The 21308-nt window shown below is 69.4% G+C and carries 24 protein-coding genes and 1 pseudogene; 16 read left to right on the top strand and 9 right to left on the bottom strand.

Annotated elements, in window-relative coordinates; translation table 11 throughout:
* The first annotated feature begins 65 nt into the window (after window positions 1–65).
* From ACZ7OI_RS25985 to ACZ7OI_RS25975, 3 genes are all read left to right on the top strand, one after another.
* Window positions 66–1601, top strand: a complete 1536-nt coding sequence (locus ACZ7OI_RS25985; protein ID WP_470266789.1) for an HD domain-containing phosphohydrolase — start codon at window positions 66–68, stop codon at window positions 1599–1601.
* Window positions 1602–1655: 54 nt separating this feature from the next.
* Window positions 1656–2060 carry a nuclear transport factor 2 family protein gene (locus ACZ7OI_RS25980; RefSeq protein ID WP_470266788.1) on the top strand — a complete coding sequence of 135 codons (405 nt, stop codon included), beginning with the start codon at window positions 1656–1658 and terminating at the stop codon, window positions 2058–2060.
* Between the two features lie 85 nt (window positions 2061–2145).
* Window positions 2146–2448: an immunity 53 family protein gene (locus ACZ7OI_RS25975; protein WP_470266787.1), complete on the top strand. Its 303-nt coding sequence runs from the start codon at window positions 2146–2148 to the stop codon at window positions 2446–2448.
* 45 nt (window positions 2449–2493) lie between these two features.
* Here the strand turns inward: ACZ7OI_RS25975 and ACZ7OI_RS25970 are convergent, their stop codons facing one another.
* Window positions 2494–3108 (bottom strand): glyoxalase, encoded by a 615-nt coding sequence (locus ACZ7OI_RS25970; RefSeq protein ID WP_470266786.1) that lies wholly within the window; start codon window positions 3106–3108, stop codon window positions 2494–2496.
* A 53-nt stretch (window positions 3109–3161) separates the two neighbouring features.
* Entirely contained in the window at window positions 3162–3569 is a 408-nt protein-coding gene (locus ACZ7OI_RS25965) for an MmcQ/YjbR family DNA-binding protein (protein WP_470266785.1), read from the bottom strand.
* Between the two features lie 33 nt (window positions 3570–3602).
* Between ACZ7OI_RS25965 and ACZ7OI_RS25960 the strand changes: the two genes are divergently transcribed.
* The 9 genes from ACZ7OI_RS25960 (at window position 3603) to ACZ7OI_RS25920 (ending at window position 11122) form a co-directional block, all read left to right on the top strand.
* Window positions 3603–5126, top strand: coding sequence for a PucR family transcriptional regulator (locus tag ACZ7OI_RS25960; RefSeq protein WP_470266784.1), 1524 nt, complete (start codon window positions 3603–3605; stop codon window positions 5124–5126).
* A 118-nt stretch (window positions 5127–5244) separates the two neighbouring features.
* Window positions 5245–6507, top strand: coding sequence for an NAD(P)/FAD-dependent oxidoreductase (locus ACZ7OI_RS25955; RefSeq protein WP_470266783.1), 1263 nt, complete (start codon window positions 5245–5247; stop codon window positions 6505–6507).
* Window positions 6508–6514: 7 nt separating this feature from the next.
* The gene (locus ACZ7OI_RS25950; protein ID WP_470266782.1) at window positions 6515–6694 is read left to right on the top strand and encodes a transposase; all 180 of its coding nucleotides are present in this window, start codon (window positions 6515–6517) and stop codon (window positions 6692–6694) included.
* An 87-nt stretch (window positions 6695–6781) separates the two neighbouring features.
* On the top strand, window positions 6782–7240 hold the full coding sequence (locus ACZ7OI_RS25945; protein WP_470266781.1) for a GreA/GreB family elongation factor: 459 nt from the start codon (window positions 6782–6784) through the stop codon (window positions 7238–7240).
* Window positions 7241–7268: 28 nt separating this feature from the next.
* Window positions 7269–7499, top strand: a complete 231-nt coding sequence (locus ACZ7OI_RS25940) for a hypothetical protein (RefSeq protein WP_470266780.1) — start codon at window positions 7269–7271, stop codon at window positions 7497–7499.
* A 148-nt stretch (window positions 7500–7647) separates the two neighbouring features.
* Window positions 7648–8019: a hypothetical protein gene (locus ACZ7OI_RS25935; protein ID WP_470266779.1), complete on the top strand. Its 372-nt coding sequence runs from the start codon at window positions 7648–7650 to the stop codon at window positions 8017–8019.
* A 94-nt stretch (window positions 8020–8113) separates the two neighbouring features.
* Window positions 8114–9172: an NBR1-Ig-like domain-containing protein gene (locus ACZ7OI_RS25930; RefSeq protein WP_470266778.1), complete on the top strand. Its 1059-nt coding sequence runs from the start codon at window positions 8114–8116 to the stop codon at window positions 9170–9172.
* Window positions 9173–9722: 550 nt separating this feature from the next.
* Entirely contained in the window at window positions 9723–10544 is an 822-nt protein-coding gene (locus tag ACZ7OI_RS25925; RefSeq protein WP_470266777.1) for a choice-of-anchor P family protein, read from the top strand.
* A complete protein-coding gene (locus ACZ7OI_RS25920) occupies window positions 10541–11122 on the top strand; it encodes a class F sortase (protein ID WP_470266776.1) in 582 nt (193 codons plus the stop codon). Before ACZ7OI_RS25925 ends, ACZ7OI_RS25920 begins: the two co-directional genes overlap by 4 nt.
* A 66-nt stretch (window positions 11123–11188) precedes the next feature.
* On the opposite strand, the gene ACZ7OI_RS25915 is transcribed toward ACZ7OI_RS25920, so the two are convergent.
* Window positions 11189–11683: a MarR family transcriptional regulator gene (locus ACZ7OI_RS25915; RefSeq protein WP_470266775.1), complete on the bottom strand. Its 495-nt coding sequence runs from the start codon at window positions 11681–11683 to the stop codon at window positions 11189–11191.
* 42 nt (window positions 11684–11725) lie between these two features.
* The gene (locus ACZ7OI_RS25910; protein ID WP_470266774.1) at window positions 11726–11968 is read right to left on the bottom strand and encodes a hypothetical protein; all 243 of its coding nucleotides are present in this window, start codon (window positions 11966–11968) and stop codon (window positions 11726–11728) included.
* Between the two features lie 98 nt (window positions 11969–12066).
* Between ACZ7OI_RS25910 and ACZ7OI_RS25905 the strand changes: the two genes are divergently transcribed.
* On the top strand, window positions 12067–13440 hold the full coding sequence (locus ACZ7OI_RS25905; RefSeq protein WP_470266773.1) for an FAD-binding oxidoreductase: 1374 nt from the start codon (window positions 12067–12069) through the stop codon (window positions 13438–13440).
* Between the two features lie 146 nt (window positions 13441–13586).
* Window positions 13587–15353: an MFS transporter gene (locus ACZ7OI_RS25900; RefSeq protein WP_470266772.1), complete on the top strand. Its 1767-nt coding sequence runs from the start codon at window positions 13587–13589 to the stop codon at window positions 15351–15353.
* On the opposite strand, the gene ACZ7OI_RS25895 is transcribed toward ACZ7OI_RS25900, so the two are convergent.
* Genes ACZ7OI_RS25895 through ACZ7OI_RS25880 form a run of 4 tightly spaced genes read right to left on the bottom strand, consistent with a single transcriptional unit; the run spans window position 15319 to window position 17903 of the window.
* On the bottom strand, window positions 15319–15534 hold the full coding sequence (locus ACZ7OI_RS25895) for a DUF1737 domain-containing protein (protein ID WP_470266771.1): 216 nt from the start codon (window positions 15532–15534) through the stop codon (window positions 15319–15321). The genes ACZ7OI_RS25900 and ACZ7OI_RS25895 overlap by 35 nt on opposite strands.
* Complete coding sequence (locus ACZ7OI_RS25890) at window positions 15531–15938, bottom strand: barstar family protein (protein WP_470266770.1); 408 nt, start codon at window positions 15936–15938, stop codon at window positions 15531–15533. Before ACZ7OI_RS25890 ends, ACZ7OI_RS25895 begins: the two co-directional genes overlap by 4 nt.
* Before the next feature lie 7 nt (window positions 15939–15945).
* Entirely contained in the window at window positions 15946–17313 is a 1368-nt protein-coding gene (locus tag ACZ7OI_RS25885; RefSeq protein ID WP_470266769.1) for a DHA2 family efflux MFS transporter permease subunit, read from the bottom strand.
* Window positions 17310–17903: an NADPH-dependent FMN reductase gene (locus ACZ7OI_RS25880; RefSeq protein WP_470266768.1), complete on the bottom strand. Its 594-nt coding sequence runs from the start codon at window positions 17901–17903 to the stop codon at window positions 17310–17312. Before ACZ7OI_RS25880 ends, ACZ7OI_RS25885 begins: the two co-directional genes overlap by 4 nt.
* Before the next feature lie 65 nt (window positions 17904–17968).
* On the opposite strand from ACZ7OI_RS25880, the gene ACZ7OI_RS25875 reads away from it, so the two are divergent.
* Window positions 17969–18571 carry a TetR/AcrR family transcriptional regulator gene (locus tag ACZ7OI_RS25875; protein ID WP_470266767.1) on the top strand — a complete coding sequence of 201 codons (603 nt, stop codon included), beginning with the start codon at window positions 17969–17971 and terminating at the stop codon, window positions 18569–18571.
* On the opposite strand, the pseudogene ACZ7OI_RS25870 reads toward ACZ7OI_RS25875, so the two are convergent.
* Window positions 18459–18755 (bottom strand): annotated as a pseudogene (locus ACZ7OI_RS25870) (peptidylprolyl isomerase); the annotation flags it as partial. The gene ACZ7OI_RS25875 and the pseudogene ACZ7OI_RS25870 sit on opposite strands and share 113 nt — an antisense overlap.
* A 586-nt stretch (window positions 18756–19341) precedes the next feature.
* Between ACZ7OI_RS25870 and ACZ7OI_RS25865 the strand changes: the two are divergent.
* Window positions 19342–21270 (top strand): tachylectin-related carbohydrate-binding protein, encoded by a 1929-nt coding sequence (locus tag ACZ7OI_RS25865; RefSeq protein WP_470266766.1) that lies wholly within the window; start codon window positions 19342–19344, stop codon window positions 21268–21270.
* Window positions 21271–21308: the final 38 nt, after the last annotated feature.

The raw sequence follows: 21308 nt of genomic DNA, 5'->3' as shown, positions 1-21308 counted from the left end.
TGCCTGGAAGTCGGAATTGCCCCGTCCGGCGTAACAACCGGCGTTTCAGCGGCGACTTTTCCGAGGTGAGCAGAGCCGCGCCGGTGCGGTTGTCCGAATTGGTCGCCACGCTGTCGCTGGTGGCCGATCTCGGCATGGGCCGCCCGATGGAGCGCGTGCTGCGGCAGACCGTCATCGCCCTGCGACTGGCCGACGCGGCAGGTGCGGACGACACCGTGCGTGCGGCGGCTTACTACACGTCGTTGCTGACCTGGGTGGGTTGCGCCGCCGACACCAGCGAGCTGGCCTCGTTGTTCGGCGACGAGACCGAGCTGTACGCCGATAGTCACGACGGCGACCTGGCCGGGGTCGCGATGGCGATGTTCGTCCTCCGTCACCTCGGCCGCGGCGGGCCGCGACTCCGGCGCGCCGCACTCGTCGGCCAGTTCCTCGCCACGGCGGGCCGATCGGTGCAGGAGGTCATGCAGGCGCATTGCCAAAGCGCGAGCGAACTGGCCGGACGGCTCGACCTCGGCGAGGACGTCCGCCGTCCGCTGCTTCAGTCCTTCGAACGCTGGGACGGTCGCGGTGTCCCCGGCGACGCCGGCGGCGCGGACCTCGATCCGGCGATCCGGCTCGTCCAGCTCGCCGACAACGTCGAGGCTTTCCACGACACCGCGGGCGTCGACGGCGCGATCGCTGTCGCTCGGGAACGCCGGGGCACGCAGTTCGACCCGGGTCTGGTCGACTGCCTCCTGACCCACCGCGGCGACATTTTGGCCGGACTGGACCGAATCCAGGCGTGGGACGAGGTGATCGCCCTCGACCCGCGGCTCGGCGCCCAGCTGGAAGAGGACGAACTAGACCGCGCCCTGCAGGCGTTCGCCGATTTCGCCGACCTCAAATCCCCGCCGCGGCTGGGGCATTCCCGCGGGGTCGCCGCGCTCGCCGCGGACGGGGCGACCCGGCTCGGCCTCCCCGCGCCGGACGTCCGATTGGTCCGCCGTGCCGGCTGGGTGCACGACATCGGGATGATCGGCGTCCCGAGCGCGATCTGGAACGCGATCCGGCCGTGGTCGCTCGCGCAGGCCGAACGCGCCCGCACGCATCCGTACCTGACCGAACGGATGCTCGCCGGAATGCCCGGCCTCGCCGCGGTCGCCCGCTGCGCGGCCCAGCACCACGAACGACTCGACGGTTCCGGTTACCCGCACGGGCTTTCCGGCGACGCCCTGCCGATGACGTCGCGGGTCCTCTCCGCCGCCGACGTTTACCACGCACTCGGCGAACCACGCCCGCACCGCGCCCCGCTGGCCCCCGACGCGGCCGCGCGCACGCTCACCGCCGAAGCTCGCGCCGGACGCCTCGATCCCGCAGCGGTGAGCGCGGTCCTGACCGCGGCGGGGCAACGGGTCCGCCGCGCTCCCGACGGGTTGACCGCCCGGGAAACCGAGGTCTTGCTGCACCTGGCCCGGGGACTGTCGAACCCGGAGATCGCCGCCGCGCTGACGGTGTCCCGCAAGACGGTTTCGACGCATCTGGAGCATATTTACGCGAAACTCGGCGTGACGACCCGGACGCAGGCCGCGCTGGTCGCGATGCGCCGAGGCCTGACCGGGTGAAAGATCGGGCAGTTACCCGATCCGCTGGGGTGCGTCGGGTCGTAAACCTGAGGCATGACAACACAACTCCAGGCCTCCCGCATCTCCAGGGCGGGCGCCTTCATCGAAGCATTGAGCAGACAGGACTTCGCGCGGATGTCGTCCGCAATGGACAGCGAGGTGCGGTTGACGGCCTTGCTGCCGCCGGGATTGCGGGAATTCCACGGCCCGGCCGAGATCACCGCCGCGTTCGCCCACTGGTTCGGCGAGGTCGACGATTTCGAACTCGCCGAGGGAGAGGTGGGACGGGTCGGCCCGCGGCTGCACCTGCGCTGGCGGGCGCGCGTGCGTGCGGAACGGCTGGGGGAGGGGTGGTTCGCGGTGGAGCAACAGGCGTACGTGGACGACGACGCGGACGGGCGGTTCACGCGGATGGTGTTGCTGTGTTCGGGTTATTGCCCGGAGGGAGGGGCCCGATAACTCGGTGGCCTCCAGGACGGGGGTTGCGGCAGACTCGGCATCGTCGCCAGGTCGGCGAAGAAGTGCTTGGCCCGAAGGAGTTCCGGTGGCTTTGGGAGAGAGCTTCCAGTTCCTGCTGGACTGGTATGCCGCACAGTGCGACGAGGAATGGGAGCACGCGTTCGGCGTCGAGCTGTCCACCTTGGACAATCCGGGCTGGTCCCTCGAAATCGATCTGGTGGACACCGATCTCGCCGGGCACCTCATGGAGGGACCCGATTTCGAGGGCGATGCGGGCCGCTGGGCGCAATGCCGTTCGGACGGCACAAAATTCCGCGGAGCCTGCGACCCGTCCTCTGTGGAGCTGGTCCTCGCCCAGTTCAAGAACTTCGTCGGCCAGCCGGGCTAGCGGGCCGGATCCGTCGAGCGGGTCTCGACGGATCCACCCGGCCCGTCATCCGGCCAGAACCGAAGTCTCCCAAGCGAATCCGTCCGGGTCCGTGATCTTCCCGGCGTTCCCGCCGATGGTCAGCAGATGCGAACCCGAACCCTCCTCCGGCACCCCGGCGTCCTTCGCCAGCGCCTTCCGTCCGTAAAGGGCCAGCTTGACCGGGCTCGTTTCGAACTCCGCATACTTGCGCCCGTAGCTCTTGCCCACCGCGAGCCCGTGCGAGACGTAAAACTGCTTGGTCGCCGCCACGTCCGACGCGCCCAGCAGCAGCACCATCTGGTCGTATTCCCGGACCCCCGCGCCGGAATCCTTCTTCGTGGAAGTCGCGACCTTCCAGATCGCACCGTCGGGCGCCTGCACCACCCCGCCGAAACCCCACAGCGACTTGGCCGCGGGCTTCAGCGAAGTGGCGCCCGCGGCGAGCGCGGCGTCCAGGTAAGCGACGGCGTTGGCGGGCTGGGAAACGGTGAGCGACAAGGTAAATCCGCGGAAGCCGGTGCTCGGCGCGGCGGCCTGGCGGAAGCGGAGACGGTCGCCCAGATCGAACGCGGCGGTGTAGAAGCGCTCGGCGGCGGCGACATCGGGAACGTCCAGGGTGACAAAGTCGAAGGAAGTCATGCCGTAAACGCTAAGTCCGGCACCACCCCGGATGCTTCTTGATTCCTGATCGCTTACCGAGCCCGGCGCCCGGCCAGCCACGCTTCGCGCCGGCGCGGTGACGCTCGGGACAACCAGGCGTCCTCGACGACCTCGGTCAGCTCCTGCCGCGTCAACGAGCCGAGGTGGGCGGCGCGGATCAGCACCGACAGGTGGCCGTCGAAGTGCGGGGTGGTGAAAAACGGGCTGTCCGGGTCCTGGACCAGCGCCTGCTTGTCCGATTCGGACGGTACCCAGAACACGATCACGTCCGGGTACCGCTGCCCGGTCTCCGGGTCGAAGGCGTCCGGCCGCGGCGTCCGGAAGAACACGAAGGACTTGCCGCCGACCTGGTAGACGGGGTTCTCCCGCGAGCCGCGCACCACCGTGACGTGGGGCATCCCCAGCGCCAGCTCGTGCACGTCCTCGACCCGCGCTCGCATGACCTCCCACGATACGTCAGGTATGAACAGGGCATGGTCACGCTGGATCGGCTCGTCAACGTCCTCGGCGGGTACGGCGCGCGGTTGTGCTGCTGTCCCGTCGCGCGCGAAGTGGCGTTGCGGGACGTGGTGATGGACGACCCCGCCGACCCGCGCGGGTTGCGCGGCGACGTCTACCTCGCGGTGGGCGTCGATTCGGTGCGAGAAGCCATCGAACGGGCCACCGCGGCGCGGGCGTCGGTCGTGCTGGTGCGGGGAGCAACGCCGCCGGGACCCGAGGTGGACAGCCAGGTCGCGGTGCTGCTCGTCGATCCGGAGGTGTCGTGGGGACAGCTCGCGGGCGTCGTCTACGGCTTGGTGCTCGAAGGACGAGAAACGGAATCCGGCCGCGGCCCGACCGACTTGTTCGCGCTGGCCGACAGCCTCGCCGACGCGCTCGGCAGCGCGGTCACCATCGAGGACCAGCTGTCGCGCGTGCTCGCGTACTCCAGCCGCCAGCAGGGGGCGGACCGGGTGCGGCTGGAGACGATCCTCGGACGGCGAGTGCCGGACCAGGTGCGCGAGTTGTTCGAGCGTCGCGGCGTGTTCGCGCATCTCGCCCAGTCGGACGAGCCGTTGTTCGTCGAGGCCGATCCCGAGCACGGACTGACCGGGCGCATGGTCGTCGCGGTGCGAGCCGGGCGCGAGACGCTCGGGTCGATCTGGGTGGAGTGCGAGGAGCCGCTGTCGGACGTCCGGCGCACTGTCCTGCACGACAGTTCCCGCACGGTCGGGCTGCACCTGCTGCGGTCGCGGGCGAGCGCCGACCTCGAACGGCAGGTCGAGTCGGACCTGGTGATCCGGCTGCTGGAAGGCACCCCGGACGCGGCAGCGGTGCTGAGCAGGCTCGGTTTGCCGCCCGGACGGTTCCGCGTGGTCGCGCTCCAGGCGCACATCGCCGACGAACGCCACGCCGCGCTGCTGCTCGCCTTCGAGCGCGCGACCACCGGCTTCGGCTGGTCGAGGCCGGGCCGGAGCACGCTGTTCAGCAATACCGTCTACACCGTTCTGCCCGGCGAAGACGTCGAGACCGCTCGCGCGTGGATCGCGGGGATCCGCGACGCGTTGCCCGCGCAGGTCACGGTCGCGGCGGGCATCGGCGCGCCCGCGTCCACCGCGGAACTCCCGGCCAGCCGACGCGAATCCGACGAATGCCTTGCCCTGCACGACGTCCGCCCGGAACCCGGCGCGACCGTCGCGTACGACGAGTCCTGGGACGACATCCTGATCCTCCGCCTGCGCGCCGCCGCGGCAGCGGGACGAGCCCCGGCGCGCGGTCCGATCGCGGACCTGGCCAGGCACGACGCGGCCAACTCGACCAGCTACGTCGCGACCCTGCGCGCGTGGCTCGAGACCCAAGGCGACCTCACCGAGGCCGCCGAACGGCTCGGCGTGCACCCCAACACCATCCGCTACCGGCTGCGGAAGATGGCCGACGTGACGCCGCTGCGGCTCGACCTGCCCGCGAAACGGCTGGCGATGATCATCGAGCTGGCCGTCGCCGATCCGCGGGATTGACCGATCCGGACAAACCGGCCTGCTCCGGTTGGCCGAACCGGACAAAGACCGCCCGCCGAATCCGGGTCATCCTGGCCGCATCAGCACAACCAGCGGCACGGCTCGGCGGAGGAACACCATGGGCGATCTCGACCGGAAGGGCGGCGGACCGCGTTCGGCGATCGTGGTCGGCGCGGGCATCGTCGGGTTGTCGACCGCCTGGTTCCTGCAGGAACGCGGCGTGCGGGTGACCGTCGTCGACCGCGAGGGCATCGCGGCGGGCTCGTCGTGGGGCAATGCCGGCTGGCTCTCGCCCGGATTGTCGATCCCGCTCAACGAACCCGCCGTCCTCCGCTACGGCCTGCGCACCCTGCTCGACCGGCAGGCGCCGCTGCACGTCCCGGCCAGTCCGGACCCTCGGCTGTGGCAGTTCCTCGCCCGTTTCGCGGCGAACTGCACCCACCGGTCCTGGAACCGGGCAGCGTGCGCGAACCTGCCGTTCAACGAGGAATGCCTTGAAGCGTTTGACTTCTTGACCGCCAGCGGCGTGGACGCGCCGACCATCGACGCGCCCATCACCGCCCTGTTCGAGACCTCCGCGAAGGCCCAAACCCTGGTCAAGGAACTCGACCGGCTCGGCGACGCCGGGCAGAAAGTGTCCTGGACCCAGCTCGCCGGACCGGAACTGCGCGAACACTTCCCGCAGGTCACCGACCGGATCGGGGCCGGCATCCGGATCGACGGCCAGCGGTACGTCGACCCCGGCCGGTTCGTCGAATCGCTCGCCCGGGCCGTGGTCAGCCGCGGCGGCACGATCCGGCACCGGTTCGAAGTCGCCGCGATCCGCCGGCACGAATACGCCTACACCGTGCTGTCGACGAACGGACAGACGGTCAACGCCAATGCTGTAGTGCTCGCCACCGGTGCGTGGCTGGGCGAACTGGCGCACAAATGGGGTGTGCGCGTCCCGGTGCGCGCCGGCCGCGGGTACTCCTTCACCGTGCCGACCGACGATCCGGTGCCGAGCCCGATGTACCTGCCGGACATCCGGGTCGCGTGCACGCCGTACCAGGGCGGGCTGCGGGTGGCCGGGACGATGGAGTTCCGCAAGCCGGACGATCCGCTGTACCCGGCGCGCGTCGACGCGATCGTCGCCTCGGCCCGGCCGCTGCTCCAGGGCCTGCGCTGGGACCAGCGCACCGACGTCTGGGCCGGCTCGCGCCCGGTCAGCGCCGACGGGCGGCCGGTGATCGGGCAGACCGGCGCGCCGGGGATGTACGTCGCGGGCGGGCACGGCATGTGGGGTCTGTCGCACGGCGCGATCACCGGAAAGCTGCTCGCCGAGCAGATGGTCACCGGCAAGCAGCCGGAAGCGCTGCGGCCGTTCGACCCGCTGAGGTGACCCGCGCGTGTCCGCCGACCCCGCCGGTCCGCCGCCGCTGACCGGCGACGAGCACGCCGAGCTGATGTTCCTCCGCGCGGAGAATGCCTTGCTGCGCACCGAAAGGGACATCCTGGTGAAAGCCGCGGGCTGGTTCGCCGCCGACGCCGGCGTGCTCGACCGCCGCACCGAGCCCGAGCCCCGCTGACCGCCGCGGGACTCCTCGAAAGTCCGTGGGGGCTGGACGCCTCCTGCTGGCCCGGCCCCCACGGACGACCTCCGAAAGGCACCTCTCATGTCGACGACCTCTTCGCGTCCCTGGCTGACCGCCGACGCGCACGCCCGCCTCGCCGCGGAACTGGCTGACCTGCAGCGCGAACCCGAACTCGGCGAGGGAGCGGGCGACCACGACCGGCTCGACCGCAGGCAGCACCGGCACGCGCGGATCCGGCAGCTCCAGGACCTGCTGCAAAACGCCGTCGTCGGCGAGGACCCGCCCGACGACGGGGTCGCCGAGCCCGGCATGGTCCTCACCGTCCGCTACGACGACGGCGGGGTCGAGACGTTCCTGCTGGGGGCTCGCGACGAGGTCGGCGCGGGCATCGAGGTCTGCTCGCCGGACTCGCCGCTCGGGCGCGCGCTGGACGGCGCCAAGCCGGGGGAGCAGCGGGAGTACGAGGTGCCCAGCGGCGCGGTCGTGCACGTCACGCTGGTCGAGGCTTATCCCTACGGGCGCTATCGAAGCCACGGCTGAAACCCGTTTCGCGACTACCCTGAGAAGAGTGACCGACGAAGAGCTCATCATCGAGTTCGCCCTCGCCCGGCTCGACAACCCGAGCCTCGACCTCGAGGAGGTCGCCGCGCTCCTCGTCCGCCGGGTCGGACCGGACCAGACGGTCGACTTCGCCGCGCGCAACCTCGAGACGCGCGGCGAACTGCGCGGCGCGATGTTCGAGTCGGCCGTCGAACACGTCTTACGCGTTGTCCTGACACTGCGCGGCCCGGCTGACTGAGCCGTGGACAATTCGCTGACCTGCGTGGACAACACCTCGCATTGACCGTGGACAGCCAGCGGTTGAGGACAAAACGGGCGGCGCGCTGGGATGAGTGCACCGGGATTTCCCGGTGTTGCTCCATTCCGATTCGTCCGAGGGGACACCCATGAAGATCGGCAAGACGCTGATGGCCGCCTCCGCGCTGGGGATCGCATTCGCCGGGATCGCCGCTCCCGCCGCGTCGGCGGACACCGCGGCCCCGGCGAGCGCGCAGGGCAAGCACACCGCGAGCATCAAGTGCTCGAAGCCGTCCGGGAAGACGTCCAACTACTCCTGGGGCGACGGCCTCACGAACGTCACCGTGTACTTCAACAACCACTGTTCGCACAAGGTGTCCGCGGGCATCGTGCTGAAGGACGCGGACGGCGCGCTGAGCGTCCAGTGCATGACCACCAACGGCGGCACCAGCGGCAAGAAGAAGTTCCACATCGGCGCGGACCACTCGGTCGCGCGCATCCAGAAGGGCTGCAAGCTCTGAGCCCGGATCGCTGATCCGCCGGGCGGGCCCGGGGCTGCGCCGCCCCGGGCCGCCTGGCAACCTCCAAGGGTCGATGTCGATCATTGGAGGCGTCATGAGCGAGCCCGCGGCCGGGCGGCCCCAGGCCCGCCGAGGCCGCAAGCACATCGTGCCCGACGCGGGCGCGGGCCCGGTCTCCCGTTTCGCCTGCGCACTGCTGGACTTGAAGCGGGAAGCGGGCGACCCGTCCTACGACCGGATGCGCACGGAACTCGGCGCGGTTGCGTCGAAATCGGCCCTGTCGGCCGCCACGCGCGGGCGCGGCGCGCCGTCCTGGCCGACGACCTGGGAGTTCGTCCGGAGCCTCGCGGTGACCGGCCTCGGCCGCGACGAGGAGACGGTCCGGCGCGAGTGGCTGGCGCGCTGGGAAGAAGCGGTCGAGGGGCAATCGGACCCGGCTTGGGCCGAGGCTGCCGCGGAGAGCCCGGCTGGCGGGACGGCTGAAGCGGCGGGCTCCGTCGGCGAGACTGATTCACCAGCCCCGGCCTTCGATCCGTCCGGCGCGGGGGACTGGACGCCCGCACCAGCCGACGCGGTCAACGATCCTGCTCCGGCCGGGGAGCGCTCTTCCGAACCGGCACAGTCGTTCGCGGCCCCCGCCGGGTCGCCCGACCCGGCCAAAACCCGCCGGTGGGGCTCGATCGTCGTCGCGGGAACGGTGCTGGTCGTCCTCGGACTTGTGGCCGCAGTCGTGGTCCTGGCCACGCCGTCCTCCCGGGACAAGGAAGCCGCAGCCCCGCATTACCCGCTGCCCGGCGACTCGTCCGGCTTCGGCGGCGACGGCCTTTCCGGCGACGTCACCTTCCCGGACGGCGCGAAAACCCGCTACGGCCGGACGTTCACGAAGATCTGGCGGCTGAAGAACACCGGCTCGGTGCCGTGGCGCAGCCGCTATCTGAAGGTCGCGGGCGGCACCACGGTGCTGTGCCCGTCCCCGCCGCGCGTGCCGGTCCCGGACGCCGAACCGGGGCAACTGGTCGAGGTGAGCGTCCCGGTGACGCCGACCGGCACCGGCGTCTGCCACGTCCTGTGGAAGATGGTCGACGAACGGGACGCGCTGGTGTTTCCGGACCGGACCGGGATTTTCTACCAGGTCACCGTCACCGTCGAATGAGCGGGCGCGGCCGGAGAACGCGCCGCCAGTCCTTTTCGGACTGTCCACAATCGCGCGTTGCCGCTGGTCACCGCCCCGGACGCGAAAATCGTACCCTTTTCTCCGTTCGCTCGTTCCGTTCCGGACGATTCCATTGTGGACATTTTCCGCCGATGCCCGCTCCGGTCGCGGGACGAATTGGCGAACCGGGAATGGCCGCCGGGAAGCGGTAGCGGTCACATTACGGCGGGTGTCCGAATCGAACCCTTCGCAGGATCACTCCTCCGGGTGGGGCGAGGGGCAATCCTCCATCGGGGCCTCGGTTCCGGTAGCTCAGCGTGAGAAAACCGCGTCAGCGAAGCCGCGTTACATCACTCTTTAGTGGTGAAATTGCGATAATTGTGGTCACTGGAACCGTCGGGCGGGCGCGCTGCGCGACGGATCTTGCTTTGCGTTTCCAGGGCGTCTTGATAATGTCGCGCTCTGCCAGGGACCGACAGTTGTGCTCGGTCACGCGTGGATTCGGGGATCCGTGCGGCGGCTTCATTCTTGATGTTCGGAAGGACAATTCATGCGTTCTGCCCTGCTGCGCGGACGGACCGTCGCGGTCGCTGTTCCCGCGCTGGCTTTGCTCGCCGCCGCCGTCGCCCCGCCGGCGTTCGCCGCCGGGTCGCCCGCCGGCTCGGCTTACGGCGCGTCCGCCTCGGTCTCGCTGCTGCCCGGCGTGCTCGGCGACAAGGGGATCACGGTCGACACCGGCAAGATCGCCCCCTCCTCGACCGAGGGCCCGGAGTCCGCGCAGGTGGTGAACGTGCCGCTGAAGGGCCTGGTCACGGCGAAGGCCATCAGCAGCTCGGCGAAGCAGGACGGCAGCAGCGGCCCGGTCGACGCGAAGGCCTCGATCGTCGACGCCGCGCTCCCGGTGCTCGCCCCGCTCGCCGGCTCCACCCCCACCGCCCGCGTGATCAGCTCCGAGTGCAAGTCCACGCCGGACGGCATCACTGCCTCGTCCGAGCTGGCCGGCCTCGACCTCGGCAAGATCGGCAAGCTCCCGGTGTCGACCAAGCCGAACCAGAAGCTCGGCATCGACGGCGTGCTGCAGGTGATCGTCAACGAGCAGATCAAGCACTCCGACGGCAGCCTCACCGTCAACGCGCTGCACATCAAGCTCCTCGGCGGCGACGTCACCGGCGCGCTCGGCAAGGGCGACATCGTCCTCGCCTCGGCCACCTGCGCCAAGGTCGCGGGCAACCCGACCACCCCGCCGTCGTCCACCAAGCCGTCCGAACCCTCCAAGCCGGGCACTCCGCCCGCCGAAGGCCCCGGCCAGGTGACCGTCGTGCCGGTCGGCGCGCCGGAGACCGGCGACGGCTCGCTGGCGACCGCCCGGTGACGCGTTCCCGGTTCGGGCTTTTCGCGCTCCTGCTGGCTTTCGTCGCGAACTTCGCCCTGCTGGGCTGCGGTTCGGCGGAGAACCCGCCCGCCGCGGCCCCGGCGAGTTCCGCGGCGGCCGCGCAGCAGGTCTCGGACCCGGTCTCGCTCGACGTGCCCAGCATCTCCGCGCATTCGTCGCTGGTGCCGCTCGGCCTCAACGACGACAAGACCGTCCAGGTGCCTCCGGTCGACCAGCCGCTGCAGGCGGGCTGGTACCACTTCGGCCCCAAACCGGGCCAGGTCGGACCGGCGGTCGTCCTCGGCCACATCGACGGCAACCACCAGAAGGGCATTTTCTGGCGGCTGCACGAGATGAAGAAGGGCGACAAGGTCATGATCGGGCGCAAGGACGGGTCGACGGCCTCGTTCACGGTGACCAAGGTGGACCAGATCGCGAAGAAGACGTTCCCCACCGAAGCCGTGTACGGCAACACCACCGATGCGCAGATCCGGCTGATCACCTGCGGCGGCGCGTTCGACGCCGAAAAGAAGAGCTATCTCGACAACATCATCGTGTACGGCACGCTCGACAGCTGAGCCCTGCCGAACCCGGTACCGGGGCCTCGTCGTTTCGCGCTCGGGCGAAGCGGCGAGGCCCTGCTGTCATTCTCCGGAGAGCTCGTCGGTCGCGGCCCGGCCCGCTTCGGCGGTGCGGCGCAGGAATCCGGCGATCAGCATGAGTTCGTCCTCGGTGTATCCGGCGCACAGGTCGTCCATGGCCGAGTTCATCCCGCCGTACACGCGGAACAGTTCCTGTGTGCGTCCCGGCACCGCGCGGACGGTGACCGCGCGCCGGTCGGCCGCGTCGGGATCCCGTTCGCGCACTACCCATCCGCCGCGCTGCAACCGGTCGAGGATGCCGGTCACGGTCGCCGGGTGCAGGCCCGCGCGGCGGGCGAGCGCGCTCGGGCTCAGCGGTCCGGCGGACGAGATCAGTTCCAGGCAGTCGAGGTCGACGTCCTTGAGCTTCAGCCGTCCGCCGACCTGATGGTTCAGCAGCGACAGCTGATTGCGCAGTTCGCGCAGCGACTCCTTGAGGGCCACCGTGGTGCGCCGCCTGCGCCGCGCCGTGTCCGTTCCGGATGCTCCGGACGCCATCTGCTCCGCCTTCCCCTTTTCCCGCTGGTCAGCGTAGCCGGGTCAGGCGGCGGCGAGCAGCGCTTCCCCGGCCGGGGTCAGCACGGCGGGCACCGGCTGCCCGAGCGGCCCCGGTTCCGTCGCGCGCAGCAGGCCGGCGTGCGCCAGCGCGTGCGCGGTGAACTGGTCGCTGCACGGCAGGCCGTCCACGAACAGATCCGGTTCGCAGCTGCAGGTCAGCCGTCCGCGCCCGGCGGCGACGGCACGCAGCATCGAGATCCCGCGGCGGGTGACGGTGGTGGTCATGGCTGCCTCCTCGAAGCTCTCACCGATACGTCGAACGAGCGGCCCGGATTTCGACCTAACCTGAGGAGAAGAACAGACCGGAAGAATGCGGGAGCCCCATGCTGATCGACGACCTGCACACCGTCCTGCCGGACGACCGGATCGTGCGGGACCCCGACGTGCTGCGCAGCTTCGCGCACGACGAGGCGGAGTGGGCTCCGTACGGCGAACCGGCGGTCCTGGTCCGGCCGCGCACCGCGGACGAGGTGCAGGCGACCGTGCGGCAGTGCATCAAGCACGGCACGCCGGTGGTGCCGCGCGGCGCGGGGACCGGGCTGTCCGGCGGGGCGAACGCGCTGGCCGGATGCGTCGTGCTGGCGACCGACCGGATGACCAAGATCAAGGAGATCGACCCGGTGGAACGGCTCGCCGTGGTCGAACCCGGCGTGGTCAACGACGATCTCCGCGCGGCCTGCGCGGAACAAGGGCTGTGGTATCCGCCGGACCCGGCCAGTTCGCCGTGGTCGACGATCGGCGGCAACGTCGCGACCAACGCGGGCGGCGTGTGCTGCGTGAAGTACGGCGTGACTCGCGACTACGTGCTCGGTCTGCAGGTCGTCACCGGTACCGGCGAACTCGTCCGGCTCGGCCGCCGCACCGCGAAGGGCGTGGCCGGGTACGACCTCGCCGGACTGATGGTCGGGTCCGAGGGGACGCTCGGCGTCATCACCGAAATCACCGTGCGGCTGCGGGCGAAGCGCGCGCCGGAGGCGACTGTCGCCGGGTATTTCGACTCGACCGTCGCGGCGGGGGAGGCGGCAGCGGCGATCCGCGCGGCCGGGATCGTGCCGTCGGCGCTGGAACTGGTGGACCGGCATTGCCTGGCCGCGGTGGACGCCTGGAAGAACATGGGCTTGTCCGCCGACGCGAACGTGGTGCTGCTCGGCCGCAGCGACGTGCCGGGCGGGCACGAGGCCGCGGTGATGGTGGAGTGCTTCGAAAAGGCGGGCGCGACCTGGGCCGCGCAGTCCACCGACGAGGCCGAGGCGGACGCGTTGTTCGCCGCCCGGCGGCTGGCGTACCCGGCGCTCGAGCGGCTTGGCCCGGTGCTGACGGAGGACGTCTGCGTCCCGACGCATTTGGTGCCGGAAATGCTCGCCCGGATTGATTTGGCCGCGCAACGGCACGACACGCAAATCGCCAATATCGCGCATATCGGCGACGGAAATCTGCATCCGCTGCTGATCACGCCGGCCGGGGACGACGACGCGCAGCGCCGCGCGCAGGCCGCGTTCGACGACATCGTCGCCGACGCGCTCGAACTCGGCGGCACGGTGACCGGCGAGCACGGCGTCGGCCTGCTGAAGCGGCCAGGACTGGAGAAAGAGCTGGGACCAGCGGTTCTCGACCTGCATCGCGCGGTCAAGAACGCGCTCGACCCGCACGGGATCCTCAACCCGGGAAAGGTCGTCGGAGGTCCCGCGCAGCGGTAACTCGACCGAGTGAAAGTAAATAGTCCACAAAGGATAGTCATCCGTTTGTGACCCTTGTCTCCCAGTCGTTTTCTTTTGTTGGTTGCCTACCGCAAGCAACTTGCTTAGCCTAGCTAAGGGAACGGCTGGGAGAGGGGTTTTCGACGGTGGCGGAGCGCAGGACGTATTCGATCGCGGAACTCGGTCCGCGGTACAAGTGGATCGCGCTGTCCAACACGACGCTCGGGATGCTGATCGCGACGATCAACTCGTCGATCGTGCTGATCGCGCTGCCCGACATCTTCAAGGGCATCGGCATCAACCCGCTGGAGCCGTCGAACACGAGCTACCTGCTGTGGATGATCATGGGCTTCCTCGTGGTCACCGCGGTGCTGGTGGTGGCGTTCGGCAGGCTCGGCGACATGTACGGCCGCGCGAGGATGTACAACCTCGGCTTCGCCGTGTTCACCGTTTCCTCGATCATGCTGGCGATCACCTGGTTCGGCGGCGACGCGGCCGCGCTCTGGCTGATCGGCTGGCGGATCGTGCAGGGCGTCGGCGGCGCGTTCCTGATGGCGAACTCGTCGGCCATCCTCACCGACGCCTTCCCGGCCAACCAGCGCGGGCTCGCGCTCGGCATGAACGGCGTCGCGGCCATCGCGGGCTCGTTCCTCGGCCTCGTGGTCGGCGGCGTGCTCGCGCCGGTGAACTGGAACCTGATCTTCCTGGTGTCGGTGCCGTTCGGCGTCATCGGCACGATCTGGGCGTACCTCAAACTGCACGACACCGGCGTCCGCCAGCACGCGAAAATGGACTGGTGGGGCAACATCACCTTCGCGGTCGGCCTCATCGCGGTGCTCGTGGGAATCACGTACGGAATCCAGCCGTACGGCACTTCGCAGACCGGCTGGGGCAGCCCGATGGTGCTGTCGTGCCTGATCGGCGGCGTCGCGGTGCTGATCGCCTTCGTGGTGATCGAGACGAAGGTGCCCAATCCGCTGTTCCGGCTGTCGCTGTTCCGGATCCGCTCGTTCAGCTGGGGCAACCTGGCGAACCTGACGGCGTCGCTGGGCCGCGGCGGGCTGCAGTTCGTGCTGATCATCTGGCTGCAGGGAATCTGGTTGCCGCAGCACGGTTTCACCTTCGAGCAGACGCCGCTGTGGGCCGGGATCTACATGCTCCCGCTGACCATCGGCTTCCTGGTGGCCGCGCCGACGTCCGGCATCCTGTCCGACCGCATCGGCAGCCGCGCGCTCGCCTCCGGCGGCCTCGTCATCACCGCGCTCACGTTCCTGCTGCTGATGCTGCTGCCGGTGAACTTCGACTACTGGGCGTTCGCCGGAATCCTGCTGCTCAACGGCATCGGCATGGGCATGTTCTCCTCGCCCAACCGAGCCGAGGTGATGAACAGCCTGCCCGCCGACTCGCGAGGTTCCGGCGCGGGCATGATGACGACCTTCCAGAACGCGGCGATGGTGCTGTCGATCGGTTTCTTCTTCAGCCTGATCATCGCCGGTCTGTCGGACCGCCTGCCGATCGCGATGTCGCAGGGTCTGACCCAGCACGGCGTTCCGGAAGCGGCCGCGCAACAGGTCGCCCACCTGCCGGCGGTCGCGGTGCTGTTCGCGGCGTTCCTCGGCTACAACCCGATCCAGCAGCTGCTGGGCGGCCAGCTTTCGCACCTGCCCGCGGACCAGGCGAGCTTCCTGACCGGACGCAGCTTCTTCCCGAACCTGATCTCGGGCCCGTTCCAGGACGGCCTCGCGGTGGCGTTCGGCTTCGCGATCGTGGTGTGCCTGATCGGTGCGGTGGCGTCGGTGCTGACGAAGGACACGAAGAAGTCGTCGGAGTCGGTGGGCGAGGAATTGGCCGCGGTGGCCGGGGAATCCGGTGGCGGGCCTAGCGAGCTGGTGTCTCCGCGGAGCGACCGCTAGCGGCTTCCGGCCAGAGCACGGCTTGGGCGACGATCACGTTCTCGCCGTTGAAGGTCAGCGCAGGGCCCTCGTGCAGGCGGTAGCCGAGCGCGAGGGCTTCGCTGACCCGGCGGCAGAAGGCAGCGTCGTCGGGGCCGGTGAGGACTCGGTAGGCGGGGAGGCCGTCTGGGGGCTGGCTCATGATTTCAGGGTAGCTTCGGTGGCGGCTACGAAGATCGCTACGGTCTTCGGTTCCGGGGGCATCGGGGTGCTGGCTATGTCCTTCAGCACCGACAAGGCGATCGCGAACTCATCCGGGGAGTTCTCGGCGAACTCCTTGCTGTCGGGCCAGACCAGAAGCAGTTTGTGCTCGGGGAGGCAGCTCAGGCCCTCCCAGAGGGAGTCTTCGAGGGCGTCCCAGACGTTGAACTTCCCCAGCGGAGGATCCATCGGCAACTGCGCCTCTGCCTGATCGAAGAAGGACCTCTTGTCCGGGCCGACGCCCGACAGGACCAGCACGCGGAATCCCTCGCGGTGCGCCTGATCCGTCAACTCGCCAAGATCCAGTTGCGCGAAGACCGAAAGCCCAGGCTTGATCTCCTCCATAGCCGCGTCAGCGTAATGGTCGGGAAGCCCGGGCCACCAGCCATGCCGTTCCCAGCGCCCCCACCGCTCCGGCACTGATCGCCCCAAACCCCATCCGGAACGCCGCGTCGACATCCGGCAACCGTCCGGCGATCAGCACCGCGAACACCGCGCCCCCGAGCGATCCGCCGACCCGCAACAGGATCGTCACCTGCGCAGCCGCATCCGGAAGCCGTTCCGGTTCAACGGTTTTGTACGCCGCGATCCCCATCGGCATGCTCACCAACGCCACCGAAGCCCCGAACCCCGCCAGCAGAATCTGCACGAGAACACCAGGCGCATCCACCGGCAGGAACGCGAACGGCACCGTGCTCACCACCGCCAGCACCGCTCCCACCAGCGCGACCGGCGCGGCACCGTACCGATCCACCGCCCGTCCGGTCACCGGCGCGATCGCCGCCGTCGCACCGGCGAAGCCGAGCAAACTCAGGCCAGTGCCAATGAAATCCAGATGGCGGCCCAGCTGGAAGTACAGCGTCACGACGATCCCGCTGCCGAAGATCAACGCACCGTTGAATGCAGCGGCCAGACTCGCTGCCCGGTAAAGCCGGTTGCGGTACAAGGAAAAGTCCAGCAGCGGATGCGGACGCCGTCGACACCGCAGCACAAACCACGTCAGCAAAGCGAGCCCAGGCAACAGAATCGGCCATTCAAGCCGCCCGGTGTCACCCCAGGTCGTCACGGTGTAGAGAACCAAAGGCAGCCCGGCGGCGATCAGCGCTAAGCCGACGAAATCGATCCCGCCGGTGGTCGCAGGCGTGCCGCGGGGCACATACCGGAGACCGAGAATCAGCCCGGCCACCCCGATCGGCAGGTTGATCAGGAACAGCCACGGCCACGAAAGTCCCTGCAGGATCAACCCTCCGGCAAGCGGCCCGAGCGCGGGCGCGACGCTCACCGCGATCCCGAGCGTCGCCATCACCCGGCCCAGCCGCGCCGCTCCGACCTGTTGTCCCAGAACGGTTTGCCCGGCCGGGATCAGGATGCCGCCCGCCAAGCCTTGCAGGAACCGGAAAGCGATGAGCAGCACGACATCCGGCGCGACCGCGCACAACCCGGACGCCACCGTGAACGCGGCCAGCGCGACAAGCCACACCCGGCCGGCGCCGTAGCGTCGCGCCAGCCAACCGGTCAACGGAAGCGACAGGGCGAGCGCGAGCAGGTAGCCGCTCGCAACCCATTGCGTCGCCGAGAGATCCGCGCCCAGATCGCGGCTGATCGAGTCGAGCCCGATCGTCACCACGGAAGCGTCGAGTCCGCTGGCGAACGCGCCGAACACGATGATCCAGCAGATCCGCCACGTCGCGCGGTCGATGGGGGCGGCGACGGTGGTCACGGGGAGACCCGCAAGGTGCGGAGCGCGGCCGACCAGTCGACAAGCTCGTCGAGCATCCGCGTCAGGATGCCCTCGTGGTGCTCGGCGGGCGCGAAGGTGCCGGGCTCGGCCATGTCCGGAATAGCGAAGTCGGTGAACAGTCCCAGCGCGACTTGGGAACGCACACAAGCGACTTTCACCTCGGCGAGCGTGAGCCGCAGGTGCTCCACCGCCCGCGTGCCGCCGTTGGTTCCGTAGCTGACGAAACCGGCGGCTTTGTCGGTCCACTCGGAAAACAGGAAGTCGATGGCGTTTTTCAGAGCCGCGGGCATGGAGTGGTTGTACTCGGGCGTCACGAAAACGAAGCCGTCGAAGCCGTCGACCAGCTCGGCCCAGCGCTTGGTGTGGTCGTTGCGGTAGCCGCCGATCGCGGCGGGCATCGGTTCGTCCAGGAAGGGCAGATCGATGTCGGCGAGGTCGAGCACCCGCACCTCGGCCCGGTCGCCGAGGAAGGCGGCGGCGCGGGCGCGAGTCCATTCGGCGACCTGCGTCGCCCGGCGGCCGGGACGGGTGCTTCCGGAGATGACGGCGATGCGAAGCGAAGAAGTCATGCCCCGAAGGTACAACGCTCGTTGTAGTTTTTGCAACGACCGTTGTACTTCGGCATACTGAGCCGGTGCGGACGGACAAACAACGTGCTCTGCTCGACGGCGCCCTGCGAGTTTTCGCCCGGGACGGCTACTCGCGCGCCAGCATCGACGTGCTCGCGGCGGAAGCCGGCGTCTCGTCGCGGACGATCTACAACCACTACGGCGACAAGGCCGGCCTGTTCCGCGCAGTAATCCTCGACAGCTCGGACCGGGTAGCCGAGCGTCAGATCGCGGCCGCCGACAAGCTGCTCGGCCGGATCGCCGACCTGGAGTCCGACCTCGTCGAGTTCGGCCTCCAGTGGGCGAAACGCGATCCGGAAACCGAACCGCACTGGGCGCTGGTGCGCCAGATCCAAGCCGACCTGGACCACATCGACCCGGAGACGGTCGCGGCGTGGAAGGACCGCGGCCCGACCCGCGTACGGCAGGCACTGGCCGGACATCTGCGCAGACTGGCTGCGGAAGGCCATTTCGAACTGGATGATCCGTCGCTGGCCGCGGTGCACCTCGTGCAGCTCACCGCGGGCAGCGCCGCCGCGGCCGAACCGGGGGAGGACTGGGAAGCGCTGGTGCGGTCCGGCGTCGGTGTTTTCCTGCGCGCTTACGCGCCGGGAGCCAGCCGAAGCTGACGGAGCGGATCTTCACCGGGTGCTGGGGCGTGCCGTCGAGCGGGCCGTTCGGATCGGTCGGGATGATGCCGTCGGCGACCATCCGGTCGAGGACCTCCATGCCGCGCATTACCTTGCCGAGCACCGGGTAGTTCGCCGGGATGTGCGCGAACGAGTGCACGATGGAGAACTCCGACCCGTTATCTCCGGGTGCTGGGCGGCCTCGGCGAGTTCGACGCTGTCACCGCGTTCTTCTCGCTGCGCATGCTGCCGAAAGCCGCGATCGCGGAGGCGCTCGCCGACACCCGGGCCCGGCTGCGTGCCGCTCGCTTATCCGGACGACGAACTGTCCGCGGTTGTGACTGTCGCGGGTTTCGAAGTGTTCGAACGTCGCGAGGTGGACGCGGCGACCGGCGGCCGGTCCGAAACACGCCCGTATCTCGACGCCGCCGCTTCGGGCACTCGCGGCCGAAAAGTGGTGAAAAGTAGACCTAATGGAGCAATTCCGAAAAAGCGGGTAACGGATCTTTCGGGTGGCCGATAGCAAGATCGCGAGGTTCGCGAACTGGTGGCCGGCGACTGACCGGGGAGGTGCGGACGGCTTCGGGGAGGAAGCCGTCAGATCGTTCCGCCGGCCGATCGCGATGGTCTTGTCGTCCACTGTCGAATGATCGCGTACCGGACGTGAACTCCGGCCCGATCTGCGTGTGCTCGATTGTGCTGCCCCGCCGTGTATCGCGGCCGGGGAATTCCGTTGTGCCTCATTTCTTGAAACAGCTGAGGGGTTTTCCATGCACCAGCGGCGTTTTCTGCTCAGATCCGCGGTCCTGTGCTCCGTGCTCACCGCCGCGGTGGTCGCGCCCGCAGTGAACGTGGCTGCCGCGGCGGACACGATCACCTGCCGGGAAAGCGCTTCCGTCTTTTACACCCGGCCGGACGCCTACCTGGATCTCGACCGCCACAACGAGCCCGAAACCGGCGTCAACTCCTGGACGGGACGGTCGACCGTCGGCTCCGGTTGGCGCGGCCGCACGCTGGCCGGACCCGACGGACGGGTCTACGACTTCGGGCTGGACGGCTTGGTCAAGCGTCAGCGCAGGCAGGGGAACACATGGGACAACGGCGGCATCGCCCAGACCATCGCGACCGGATGGAACGTGACGCAGCCCGAGATGCGCAACCGCATCACCGTCGACAGCGCCGGTGACTTCTACTGGGCGCACGACAACGTCCTGACCTGGCGGCGCTACGACGAGACCGCCAAGACCTGGACCGAACGGCTCATCGACACCGGGTGGACGGCGCAGAAGTACGACCTGATCGTCGCGGCCGGGTATGGCGTTTTCTACGCGCGGACGCCCGCGGGCGCGCTGTACCGGTTCCAGTACGACGCGGCGAGCCAGCGCTGGATCGAGTACGCCACCTTGGTCGGTACGAGCGGCTGGCAGTACTTCAGCACGATCGCTTCGCCCGGTGGGGACGTTCTCTACTCGCTTGACAAGAACACCAACCAGTTGAAGTGGTACCGCTACCTCGGCGGCGGGGTGTGGGCGGGCCCCGTCGGCAAGGTGGTGGGCAACGTCCCGGCCGACTGGCAGGTGGCGATCACCACGGACGACTGCAAACTGGTCAACCCCGGCCAGCCGCAGCGGCCCGCGGTGCCGTCGAGACCGACGTCGCCGAGCTTCGTTCTCGAGGGCGCCGCTGGGAAACTGCAGCACTTCTACGTCGACGACTTCGGCAGGCTGATCCACGGCAGGCAGCGCTCGGACGACATCACCTTGGTCGACTTCGCCGTGGTGCCCGGCTACCAGCAGCTCACCGGTATGCCCGGCGCGCTGCGCTCCGACGAATACGGCATGCTGGTGACCGCGCTCGGCCAGGACAGCGAAACCCGGGTCAGTACGCAGGCGCCGAACACGACGAACTGGGCCCAGTTGGCCGGTTTCGGCGGCTGGACGCCCGGGCCGCCGAGCCTCGTGATGCGCGAGAACCTCGGATACGCCTTCGCGGTCGACGCCTCCGGCAAGTTGTGGATGCGTGTGCAGAGCGCGGTGGGCCGCGAGTTCCTGCCCTGGACAGTGCTGCCCTCGGCCGGTCTGAGCCCGGACATCACCGTCGTGGCTCAGCCGGACGGCATCGACGTCCTCGCGCGGACGACGAGCGGCGCCTACACCAAGGCCACCTACCTCGGCGGCACGCTCGGTCCCTGGATCACGGTCCCCGGGACGGGCTGGACGAAGAACACCGCCGCGGTCGCCAACCCGGACAAGAACCTCCAGGTCTTCGCCACCCAGCCGGACGGCGCCGTCGTCACGCTGCGGGAGACGAACGACGGATTCGCCGGCGAGTGGAAGCCGCTGGCCGGGGTGACCGCCGCCGGTGCGCCGGCCGCCGCGGTCGACGCCGCCGGGATCGTGCACGTGGCCGTACTGGCGACCGACGGCTTCGTCTACGTCACCGAACAGGCGGCTCCGGGCAGCACGGCGTATCGCACCTGGGAAAGGCTGAAGGATTCGCGGACCGGAGCCGCTTACCCGTCCGCGACGGACCCGTTCCTGGTCAGTCGCTCCGCGGGCGGCGTCGCCGCCGTCTTCCGTGGCTCCGACGGCGTTTCCTACGCCTACAGTTCGGTCGCGGCCACCGCCGCGGCGGCGCGTTCGGCCGACGCCGATCGCACCGTCTTCGCGGGCGGGCCGTTGCCGAAGCCCCAGTTCTGACGGTCTCCGGCGCGGCCGCCCCGATGCGCGCGGTCGCG

It is taken from the genome of Amycolatopsis sp. NPDC114503, from assembly GCF_055633655.1.
Note: the sequence above shows the minus strand (reverse complement) of the source record. Positions and strands in the feature narration are given on the sequence as shown.